Origin of the sequence: Mucilaginibacter sp. CAU 1740, from assembly GCF_039839285.1 — a bacterium.
GTDB lineage: Bacteria > Bacteroidota > Bacteroidia > Sphingobacteriales > Sphingobacteriaceae > Mucilaginibacter.
In genome coordinates this window covers 52,000-63,905 of the sequence record NZ_JBDOQS010000014.1, presented here as the reverse complement: position 1 = coordinate 63,905, position 11,906 = coordinate 52,000, and the positions used below count along the sequence as shown (strand labels likewise).

The 11,906-nt window shown below is 43.0% G+C and carries 7 protein-coding genes; 2 read left to right on the top strand and 5 right to left on the bottom strand.

From position 1 onward, the window contains the following. Window positions 1-3: 3 nt before the first annotated feature. The 3 genes from AAFN85_RS25340 to AAFN85_RS25330 are packed head-to-tail and all read right to left on the bottom strand — an operon-like array spanning window position 4 to window position 6,226. On the bottom strand, window positions 4-1,587 hold the full coding sequence (locus AAFN85_RS25340; protein ID WP_347530604.1) for a SusD/RagB family nutrient-binding outer membrane lipoprotein: 1,584 nt from the start codon (window positions 1,585-1,587) through the stop codon (window positions 4-6). A 27-nt stretch (window positions 1,588-1,614) separates the two neighbouring features. After that, window positions 1,615-5,124: a SusC/RagA family TonB-linked outer membrane protein gene (locus tag AAFN85_RS25335; RefSeq protein WP_347530602.1), complete on the bottom strand. Its 3,510-nt coding sequence runs from the start codon at window positions 5,122-5,124 to the stop codon at window positions 1,615-1,617. A gap of 43 nt (window positions 5,125-5,167) precedes the next feature. Continuing rightward, on the bottom strand, window positions 5,168-6,226 hold the full coding sequence (locus AAFN85_RS25330; RefSeq protein ID WP_347530600.1) for a FecR domain-containing protein: 1,059 nt from the start codon (window positions 6,224-6,226) through the stop codon (window positions 5,168-5,170). Between the two features lie 191 nt (window positions 6,227-6,417). Between AAFN85_RS25330 and AAFN85_RS25325 the strand changes: the two genes are divergently transcribed. Both AAFN85_RS25325 and AAFN85_RS25320 read left to right on the top strand, forming a co-directional pair. Further along, entirely contained in the window at window positions 6,418-7,035 is a 618-nt protein-coding gene (locus tag AAFN85_RS25325; protein ID WP_347530599.1) for a sigma-70 family RNA polymerase sigma factor, read from the top strand. A gap of 916 nt (window positions 7,036-7,951) precedes the next feature. After that, window positions 7,952-8,737: a glycoside hydrolase family 16 protein gene (locus AAFN85_RS25320; protein ID WP_347530598.1), complete on the top strand. Its 786-nt coding sequence runs from the start codon at window positions 7,952-7,954 to the stop codon at window positions 8,735-8,737. A 503-nt stretch (window positions 8,738-9,240) separates the two neighbouring features. Here the strand turns inward: AAFN85_RS25320 and AAFN85_RS25315 are convergent. Both AAFN85_RS25315 and AAFN85_RS25310 read right to left on the bottom strand, forming a co-directional pair. Further along, the gene (locus AAFN85_RS25315) at window positions 9,241-9,606 is read right to left on the bottom strand and encodes a hypothetical protein (RefSeq protein WP_347530597.1); all 366 of its coding nucleotides are present in this window, start codon (window positions 9,604-9,606) and stop codon (window positions 9,241-9,243) included. Window positions 9,607-9,656: 50 nt separating this feature from the next. Continuing rightward, complete coding sequence (locus tag AAFN85_RS25310) at window positions 9,657-11,876, bottom strand: CRTAC1 family protein (RefSeq protein ID WP_347530595.1); 2,220 nt, start codon at window positions 11,874-11,876, stop codon at window positions 9,657-9,659. Window positions 11,877-11,906: the final 30 nt, after the last annotated feature.

The following is an 11,906-nucleotide window of genomic DNA, read 5'->3' as shown; positions in this document are numbered from 1 at the left end:
AATTTATTGTTTATCCCACCACACATGCGCTGTCCAGGTATCCTTACCACCCAGGGCGGTAATTGCAGCGGCTATGTTGGCCGAGTTTTGTTCGCGCTCGGTTAATGGATATTCAAACCTGCGAGGTATAGTGGTCACGTCCGATTCGACAGTAACACCCGGTACCAATATCGGGAAACCGGTACGGCGCCAGGTGGCATAAGCTTCCGGGCCGTTCATCAGTTGTGCTATCCAGATCTGGGTATCTATCTGTTGTAGTTCTTTACCCGGCGCAAGCTGGTTATCCTGTTTAAATTTCTGGATCTCGGCAGCGGTTAATGTTGGGCCGGTTGGGTATAAAGCCAGTTGAGCGCAGGCCGCTTCCAAACCGTTTTCAAAATGCTGCTTGGCTGTACCGCCCAAGGTTAATCCCCAGCGGGTATTGGCTTCGGCTAATAAAAATTCAACCTCGGCATAGGTCATATGGAAATATGGGGCATCGCTGCGTACCATAAAATCGGCCAGCTGCACTTTTTGTCCGCCGTTTGGAACCGATAGCGTACCGCGACCGGGATAATCAATATTGATCGGCCCTAAAAAATCATCGTAGTTATATTTACCCGGCCCTACACCTATCAGGCCAACCTGCGCCCTCACCTGGGCAGTAACATCAAGCCTGTCGGTCAGTTTATCGGGGTTAACCCAGTATGCACGGGGGATATAGTTTAAACGGGGGTCGTTGGTACTCTTCATCTGATCGAGCAAAGTCGTACAAACCCTCGGACGGCCATCGTCCTGGTATTGATTGATACCAACCGATACACCGTTGCCCCTGATCTCTGAGTAGCCGTTAGTAATGTTGTTATAATCCAGCTTGCAGATATCATCATTGCTGGTTAATACCCCGGCATTGAAAGCATCCGTTGCCTCTGCTTTGGCTGTTGCCTCATCAATCTTTATCAAACGCATAGCCAGGCGTAATCGCAATGAATTGGCAAACTTTTTCCATTTGGTAAGGTCGCCGTGATATATTAGCTCGGTGGCAACATCATCTGTACCTGTACCAAGCTGGGTGGAAGCGGCTTTCAGTTCTTTAAAAAAGTCGGTATAGATATCTTTTTGCGTATCAAACTTAGGGCGTACCGTGCCATCAATATAAGCTTTGCCGGCTTGCGTATATGGGATATCTCCATACAGATCTGTTAACCTCGCAAAAACATACACCTTCATAATGCGGCAGATGGCATTCAAGTTGGCTTTGGCGGTGCTACGCTGTACAGCATCAACTATGTTTAAAACATCATTAGGATAGCCAAGCTCCCAAAGTTCAGACATGTATTGCCTGTTTTCGATATAGGCACTGCCATAGCGGGTATAATACGCACCGCCTATTTGCTGTGCCATGGGCATAGTGAGGATAATGCTGGTACGTTCATTAATGGTTACATCGCCGCCAAATCGCAACTCAACTAAATTAAGTTGGTTTATAGGGTCGAGGTTGGATGATTTTGTAGGGTCGGTATTTACATCTCCAAACTTTTTGCACGAAAAGAGCAATAGCGGTGTAAGGAGCGCGACCAATGTATATTTGTTAAAAGTTTTTTTCATGTTGCTTGTTCTTAAATTATACACCTGTTAAAACCTGAAATTGAGGTTAAAGCCCCAGCTCCTTCTTGAAGGTAATGAACCATATTCCAGGCCTTGCCCGTTACCATTGTTGTAGTTTGAATCGGGATCAACATTCGGAACATTTTTATGAATAATAAAAGGGTTACGGCTTACCACAGCCACCATCAGATCTTTAATACCCAGCTTTGAAATGGCATTTGCCGGGAACCTGTAGCTCACCGTGATCTCGCGCATTTTGATGTAGCTGGCATCGTAAATAAAAGGAGTAGCTACACCGTTACCATCGCTGTAAAACTGCGACCAGTAGTTTGACGGATCAACCGCGGTAGTATTTTTTGTGTAGATAGGGTTTCCATTTGCATCGGTACCTGTTTGCAGTACACCTTGCGGCACATAGCCTTGTACCCTACCTGCCGCACGCCATTGATCGATGGTCATGCCGGCGGTTTGGCGTTGCTCTTCAGATTTGATCCACTCGGCACGGCCAGGTAATGTAGATACGTGGCTACCGCGAATAATGGCGAACATGTTAGTCATCGAAAACAGATCGGCACCGTGTTTAATATCAATAACGGCGCTTAAACCAAAGCTTTTGTAGTGAAAGTTATTTACTAAACCGCCTGTCCAGCTCCAGGTACCTTTACCCAATACGCTACGTTCGGCAGCTTGTTTAGGGGCTAAAGTTTGAGGATCGAGAACGATATTACCTTGCGGATCACGCTCATAATCAAACCCTAAAATAGCACCATAAGGCGAGCCTGGTTTAGCCACTACTGATACGCCTAACCAGCGTGCGTCAGACAGCGACAGGTACGGGATACCCTCAGCCAGTGATAATACAGTATTGGTATTTTTAGCAAAGTTGACATTCAAATCCCAGCCAAAATCTCTGGTAGCAATCGGCGAACCGTTCAAGGCTATCTCCACACCTTTATTGCCTATTACACCAGCGTTAACCAATTGCTGCGCGAAGCCTGATGATAAGGGCGCAGGCACCAAATTGATCTGATCGCGCGATTTGGAGTTATAGTAAGAAACATCAAGCCCTAAGCGCTCTCCAAAAAACTTTAACTGTGTACCTATCTCGAATGATTTGGTACGGGTGGGTTTCAGATTTTTATTAGGCAATACAGTACTGGCTATCCCACCTACCGATGTACCGTTAAAGGTTTGCGGGTACAGGTTATAATTTAAGTTTAACAGGTACGGATCGGTATCGTTACCCACCTCGGCAGCAGACACCCTTAACTTACCAAATGACAGGATCGATGGATCGATCTTAAAAAAATCGGAGAAAACAAAGCTGGCCGCTACCGAAGGATAGGTATAGCTGTTATTATCTTTTGGCAAGGTTGATGATGCATCCCTGCGTACACTCGCATCAAGGTATAGGTATGATTTATAACCTAAACTCAACAAAGCATAAGCGCCATTATTACGTTTGCGGTAATGATTTTCAACCACGGCTTTATCCGAAAAGCTATTCGGGCTAATCACATCCGGAACGTTCAGATTAATAAAAGTTGAAGTTGTACCGGGGTTATCTATCCTTGAGAAACTACCGCCTAAGCGTAAAGCCACATTAAGCGATTTGCTAACCTGTTTCTGGGCGGTTAATAACGCATCGCCCTCGGTAGTGCCTAATTTTTGATCAAACTGATCCAACTCACCGGCCAAAGCACCAGGTGTAGTGCGCGGGCTAAATTTATTGTAGGTTAGATAAGTAAAATCGGTAGAGATACGGGTTTGCAAATTAAGCCAGCTGGTAATGATATAATTACCTTGTAAAGTACCTATGAAACGGTTTTTACGGGTTTCGTTCCGCATTTCGTTTATTACCCAGTATGGGTCTAAACGGTACTGGCCGCCGCCCCAATCTACGTAATTGCCTTCGCTGTCTTTATAGCCGTTTTTAAAGTAGGCCTGGTCAACGTTATTGGCTAAGCCAACAAAGGCGTTACCTATGTTTCCGGGATCGTCGGCCAGTGCCGGGCGATTAACCACATCCTCGTTAAGGTACATTACTTTGGCCGAAAGGGTTATTTTGCTGCCAAATTTGGAACTGCCATTAAAGTTAAAAGTATTGCGACGCAGGTTACTGCCCGGTACAATATCCCGGCTGCGCATATCCGTTACCGACAGGCGAAAGTTTGAAACATCGTTCGAATTGGAAAACGCTACATTATTGGTAGTTGTAGCACCTGTACGAAAAAAGTTATCGATGTTGTTTTTCACCAGCGCATACGGACGGTACTTGCCATCAAAACCTATCACCTGCAAATTAGGATCAAGCCTTGGGCCAAAGTTGTTAAACAGCGTATTTTTTGCCTGCGATGGATCGACCACCATTTGCTCGGCAGTACCCTGACCGTAGATATATTGGTAATCGTTATAATGGGTAAGCTGGTTTTCGATAGATGAAGTGCTGTTTACCTCAATGCCCAGCTCTTTTTTTGAATTACCTTTTTTGGTAGTGATCAATATTACACCGTTACCGGCACGGCTACCGTACAGCGCCGAAGCCGATGGGCCTTTCAGCACGGAGATCTTATCGATATCATCCGGGTTGATGGCCGAAATAGCGTCGCCAAAATCAAAACCTCCCGAGTATTTACCGCCGCCTACCTGGCCATAGTTCGAGTTATCTATCGGCACACCATCAACCACATAAAGCGGTTGGTTATTGCCGGTGATACTGGTGTTACCTCTGATAATGACCCTTGATGAACCGGCAGGACCGCCGGCGGTGCTATTAATAATCAAGCCCGGAACCTTACCGGCCAGCGAGTTGATCACGTTTGGTTCGCGGGCATGGCGCAGATCATTACCATCTACCTCTGCGGTGGCGTAACCTAAAGAACGCTCTTCCCTTTTAATGCCGAGAGCGGTTACCACAACGGTATTCAGTTCGGTTGATTTGGTTTTGAGGGTGATCTTTACTGTTTTCGCCTTATCGGTAGCAATGATGGAACTGGTTTCATAGCCCATCATAGCAAAAGTTACGACATCGCCATTGGCTACAGCAATCACAAAACTGCCCGTCTCGTTAGTTACGGCCGATTTGTTTTTGGTAGTGTTTACTATGGTAACGCCCGGCAACGGCAGGTTCTGCTCGTCGGTTACTTTTCCAGTCAGGTTAAAATCCGGCGCAACCTCTGCAGTTACTTTTGCAGGTGGCTTTTCTGATTGGATCATTACCGTTTCGCCTACAATTTTGTATTGGGCATGCAGCTGCTTGCTCACCAGATCGATTATCTGTGGCAGGCTTTGTTTGTTAATAGTAAGGTTGATCTTTTTTTGCAGATCAAGATCTTTAGGGTTATAAGAAAAATGTACGCCGGCTGCTTTCTCTATCTGGGTAAATACTGCCGGTACCGGCGTGTTTTTCCAGTTAAAAGAGTAAGCCTGTGTGGATGACTGCGCGTACCCCGAAAACGATACGATCAATAATATTGAAGGTATCATCCTCCGCAGCATCCAGGAAAGCAATCGTGAATGAAGTAGTGGTTTTTGCATATGAATTGGGTTTAAGAAATTTGAAAAATCAGGTAATTAGTTTTCAGAACAACAGTTTTATCGTATTACCATCCTGTTTATAAGTGAAATGATTGGTGAAGCCAATAGCCTCAAGCACTTCGTTTATATCTTTGCCGCTAAACTCACCGGTGAATGAAATACCATCGCCTGCTTTATCTGCCGGGGCAATAGTTATTCCGTACATGGTTTTGATCTTCGCCGAGATCTCTGTTAGGTTAGCATCTTTAAATACCAGTTTGCGATTAAGCCAGTTTTGCAGATCGTTGTTATCAAAACTGGTTTGGGTAAATACCTTATCACCTTTAAAAAGAGTAGCCTTTTGGCCGGGGATGAGCGTTACGTCAGCGACCTCCAGATCCGGCTGGGTACACTCTACCTTAACCTTACCGGTTGCCAGCATTACACTGGCCACTTCGGCATTAGCATAACTTTCTACCTTAAATGAGGTACCAAGCGCTGTGGTAGCGGTTTTGCCGGTGATTACCACAAAAGGTTTATGTTTATTTTTTGTGACTGAGAAAAAAGCCTCGCCGGTTAACAGCAAGTGCCGGTTGTGGTTATTATAGTCGGTAGCGATTTTTAAAGAGCTTGCGCCGTTAAGCAGCGCGGTACTACCATCAGGCAGATGGATAAACTTACGCTCGCCTGCTTTGGTTTGGCCTATCAGTGTGTAATTATGATCATTGGCCGCGCTGTAAAGGGCTGCACCTGTAGGATTAGTATTTAATTGATAAACCGTGAACGCGCCTGCCATGATCAATATGGCAGCGGCAACCGCTATCCATCGCATTACATAACTACGCATAGCTATAATGCGGCTTTCGGGTTGTTCTTCTTCAACGGCAACTTCTTCAAGGGCAAGTTTAAGGTGATCAAGCGCGGCGGCTTTTTCGGCGGCGCCAACCTTAATTCCTAATAGCAGGCATAATTCACGTGCTTCATTTATGAATTGGACAATACCTGGGTTTTCAGCAGCTATATTTTCCCACTTTTTAATAGCTTCAGCATTTTCCGCGTAACAATACGCTATAAAGCTATCGTCGGTTAAAAAATCTTCTATTTGGTATGAAGAATAGTCCATGTGTAATATATATTGAAACTTTTATACACAAGTGCAGTAGATTATTCTTTTTTACCAATGTTTTTCCAAATAAATTTTACTTTTTAATTTTAAACTGTATAATTGTATAATTCAATAAGTATCAGGCAGTTTTGAAAATATTTTAAAAACCATCAAAATTTGCTCAAGCCTCAATAATTTTTAATCTTTAAATGGAAGTATCAAAATCAGTATTGATGGGTCCTAAAAGTAAGGACATTGCTAAAAACTGGGCTTTGCTTGCGGAAGGTGAAAAGCAGGGGCTTTATGAGTGCTTTAATCTTTTTTATGACGATCTGTACCGCTTTGGTCTTTCGCTCTATAAAAACCCCGAGCTTGTTAAAGAAGGGATCAACAACCTGTTCCTCGAGCTATGGCGTATAAAGCACAAACTTGCCGATGTACAAAATGTGCAGCAATATACGCTCACCATCTACAAACGCATTTTATACAAAACCTATCTCCAGCTTTCGGAAGAAACCCAAACAAGCGACCTGATCAATATCCCGGCAGAGGCTATCCCTGTTGAACAATCGTACGAATCGATATTGATAGCCAGCCAGCACGATGAACATATGAAAAAGCGGTTACAAAAAGCACTTAACCAATTATCTCCCCGCCAAAAAGAGATCATCCGCCTGCGTTATTTTGACGCTGTATCTTTTAAAGACATCTCGGAACAAACCGGACTAAGCGAGCGCACCGTTTATAACACCCTGCACAACGCCATTAAAGTATTGCGGGATGTGATTTGCTTAACATTGGTGGTTAGATTTTTGAAAACTCGTTGAGGGTTGATTTTGTCTATTTGTTGCAATCCTAATACTATTCAAATTTCGCATCATTGATTTGTTCAAAACCGCGTTCTTCAAAGGACGCAGACATTTCTTACCCTTGTCATGCTGAGGCACGAAGCATCTTCTTCGCCTTGTATTGCGGACATGCTTATTGAAGAAGATCCTTCGTACCTCAGGATGACATAATTAAAAAGTGGGTCGTGCTGAACGTGTTTCAGCATCCCACTTAATAAGCAATCATGCTAAGCAAAACGGGCGACCTGTCCTATGGGATGCCGAAATAAATTCACTGTTGTCCGGGGAAAGGTTTTTCAAAAAGTTTTACCGGACAGCCGGTATCGAAATAGCTGCGATATTATACACTAAAAACTTTTTGAAACACTACAACGCAACCATAAACGGTCTAACCGCAGGAAAAGCTTAGTTTCGATTAAATTTTTACCGGACAGCCGGATTTTAAAAAGAGATTCAATAATTTAAAAACACAGGGGGCTTGCATTTAAAACAGCATAAAAAAAGGCCTTTTTGAGGCCTTAAAAAAGGTTTTTTAGATAGGAAACGAAAGTTCCCCGGACAACAGTGAAATAAATTCGGCACGACGGCGGAGATATGTCATATCTCCTTCAGAGGCCTCGGCTTTTACTCACTCAGGATGACAAACCTTTTTAGACACGTTATTTATTCCTTTCTAAAGAGGTCATTCAATTCTTAGCCCCAATCCTCCTATCTCTTCTAACCTCCAAAACAACTTCATAAAATATTTCAAAAAGTTTTGGTAAAAGTTAAACATTCATTGCACTTGTGTATAAAAATTACACGATACAGTAGCTGATTTTTCCTGAAAAGAAAAACAACAACATAAAGGCCTTTTATAACCCATTATTTTTTTACTCGTTAATCATTTAAAACCATGAAAAAAATCTGTTTAGTACTATTGGCTGCAGTTATGGTAACTGCTTGTAAAAAAGAAAACTCGCCGGTAAAAACCACAACGCCCGAAACCGTTGCCACTACGCCGAAAGCGAAAAAAACTGATGCTACCCTGTCATTCGGTGGTTACACCTGGGTAATCAGTGCCCCTGCCGGTAAGGTTTCTCCGGGACCAAACTATTGGAGCGCATCCAACGCCTGGGTTGATGCCAGTGGCTACCTGCATTTAAAAGCGGCGTATAATGCGTCAACAGGGCACTGGGAATGTGCCGAAGTTTACACCCAGCAAAGTTTAGGCTATGGTACTTATCAGTGGCAAGTTGAAGGTGCTATTGGTTCGTTCGATAAAAATATTGTTTTGGGTATGTACAATTACTCGGGCAATGATCAGCACGATGAAATGGATATTGAGATTGCCCGCTGGGGAAATGCCGCCTGGGACAACCTCAACTACACCATTTGGCCAGCCACTGGTGTTACAGCCAGTCCTGGCGTTTATACGGCTTCATTCACAACGCCTAACGGCACTTACACTACACACCGTTTTAAAAGGACCAGCACCAGCGTTAAACTGCAAAGCCTTTATGGTTTTCAGGATGGTGATGCCAATCAATTTCAAACAGCTACATTCACCAGCCCAGGCACCTCCATCAGTACATTGGCAATGCCTGTGCATATGAATTTATGGTTATATGACGGCTCGGCACCAACAAATGGTCAAAACGTTGAAGTGATCATTCATAGTTTCAAATTCACAGCGTTATAATAAGGTGTTGTTTAGAGTAAAGCTTTAACCAACATTTGCTTAGCCTGATGCCAGATCATCAACACGATCTGCCTGCTAACAACTCCAGCCAACCAGCAAAATGGTAGGCTGGGGTTTAAAATATATAGCTATGAGCATTCGGTTTAAACTTGCCTTTATTTGGACAGGAGGTAATCTATATTGACAAACAAAAACATTAATAAAAGTCTACAAAATTCTGAATATAAAAACATTAAATATAGACATTAACTAATAATTAACACAAGTTTTGTCAGCAATTCCCAAAAAACTGGAGTTTAGTCTTTACTTCCATTGTTTTTGTTAAGGGAGCAACCCGGGCTAATTCGATAAATCGCATGATGTATTCCTAACCCGCCCCTCTTCAGATTCAAGTGTTGCAGTTTTAAATCAGCCTTAAAATAACTAAACAAAAAAGGGCCATGCAAAGCGAATAAATATTCGCTTTGCATGGCCCTTTATGTTTTATGTTAGAGAAGTTGACCTTATTGACCTGCGCTCCAACCATCGCCCCAACCGCTGCCGCCGGCTGCTTTATCGCTGGCTAACAGTTTGTCGTATTGAAGGGCTTGTTTTTTAGTTAACGTAGCCTTGATGCTTTTAATAGTTTCGGTACGTAATGGCTTAATAGCTGCCAGCATTTTAGTGTTATCACCATGATGAGCCGCTTTAATCTTTTCAAATTTCTGCGACGATTCGGTGTAGATGGCTGCTATTTTAGTTGTTTGCGCATCCGTAAGTTTTAATTGTTTTTGCAGGCCTTGCGCCTTCTCGGTAGCTGTTTTGGTTTGTGCTGTCGCAACTGTTGCTAACCCAATAAAAAGGAAGCACATTAACAGGAGTTTTTTCATTGTTGATTTAATTTAGCTTGTTAGGTGTTATTACTTAAGTACGTTAAATATTAATGGTTGCTGGCCGTCATTGGCATGCACATCAACCCTTGTTTGTTAATAAAAGTAAGCTTAGCCAATAGCGTAACCTTATAATTATCAACACCTTCGGTAATAGATAAAAACTGACAAGGCAAAATGTTTTTAAAATGTTGAATTGTGCCGCTTCCAGCCCATTTTATTTCAATATCGTCAATTTTTTGCGCTTTCCCTATCCCAATCTCCTGCCTCAACGGCGATGAGCCAAAGCTACCGCCCGAACTTACAGTTTTATAAACGCTCCTTTTTGTACCGTTTTCGGTAAAGGTAAGTTTTATTGAACTGCCAATGGCTGCTTTATTGGCTTTAACACCCTCAAGCTTAAGGCTTACCCAGTTATTATCATTTCCCGGATTCAAATATAGCGAACTTGTGTATGAATCTCCTATATAAGCACCTCCCATTTGCGCAAAAATATCCTGGTAGCCCCGGTTACGCAGATCGGCAAAGGCTACACCATGCCCTTTTTGCAGGTTGCCCATGCGCGATGATGATGTAATATCTGCAAATCGCTTACCTTCAATGTTTTTGAAAAACTTATTTGGCACCAGCGATTTAAAGTCGGGGTTGCCTGTACCGAAGTACATATCCAGGTAACCATCGTTATCAATATCACCAAAATTGCCACCCATGCTATACACCACTTTATCTAAACCGGCCTGTTTAGTAACATTGGTAAAAGTACCATCGTGGTTGTTGTGGTACAAAAACACGTTGCCCGCGTTTGGCACAGGTCTACCTAAGGCCTCGGCCGCGCTGTAGTAGCTTAAGGCATGATCAAAGTTATAATCACTTACCTCCAGATCCTGCCAGCCATCATTATCATAATCAAAAAACCAGGTAGTGAAAGTGCGTTCGGTATTATCAACGCCGGCCTTAACGGTAACATCCTCAAAATTAACCTGACCATCCTTGCTTACATTATGCAGCAGATATTTACGCCCATTCATGGTTGAAATAAACAGGTCGGGCTTGCCATCATTGTCATAATCGCCGGCGACAACTCCTTTTACAAATGCCGAAATATCACAATGAGCCTTATCCGCGATATTGGTGAATGATCCATTATGGTTGTTGATGAACAACATACAGTTTGATACATTACCATTAGGACTGGAGCTAACACTTTCTGTACCTACAAAAACATCCAGCCAGCCATCGTTATTAAAATCGGCCCAGGTTGCGGTTTGGGTTGGGTGAAAAAACAACAATCCGGCGGGGATGGTAACATCAGTAAATGTTCCGTCACCATTGTTCTTTAACAACGAACTTGGCTGGTTGCCAAACTCATTTGTTATCCAGGCACCACGCAGCACAAAAATATCCAGAAAGCCATCGTTATTGAAATCCATTTGCTGAATGTTGAGGCCACCGGTTATTTCCTTTAAACCGGCTTGTTCAGTTTTATCACTAAAAGTTCCGTCTTTATTATTTTGGAAATAATGCATGCGGTCGCTCAAATCCCAGCCCGATGTGATAATATCGAGATAACCATCATTATTAAAATCATCGGTTATGGCACCTCCTGCCCTGCCGTTTATATTAAGGCCCAGGCTTCCGGCTATATCAACAAATGGCTTGGTATAAACCGCGCTATCACGGTTTAAGTTTGGGATCAGAAATTTTTTAGGCACTTTTTGAGGATAATCCCCCAGGGTCATATAAGCTATATTGAGCAGCCATCTCGATTCCAGATCATTGGGGTGGATATTCAATATCTCCTTGTAAACATCAATAGCGGTTTTTGAACCCGTGCGGATCTTGTGTATCCCATCATCCTTAATAGGAAAAATACACGACGAACCGGTATGGTTAAGCATACAATTGGTACGCTCACCAAGGCGCATGTAGGCTATGCCGATAGAAGGCATTAACTGATCAAGTGACATGGGATCGAGCTTTTCTATCAACTTTTGATAAGCGTCTACCGATTGCTGTTCGCGCCCGGCTTTTAATAAAAGCGAAGCCTTCTCAGTCCACACATACGGGTTTTGGCTGTTTTTTTCCAGTGTTAACATCGAATCGCAATAAGCCAGCTTTTTTTCCTCCTTAAAAGGATGGGTAATGGTGAAACTGCGCTTATTAAGCGTTTGCAATATATCCACCATTTGCTGGTGCGATGAATCCTGGCAGGATACCACCATCGACGAGCCTAAAAAACAAGTAACCGCTATTAATATTTTATTTTTCATAATTGTAATTGATATAAATACACAAGCCCC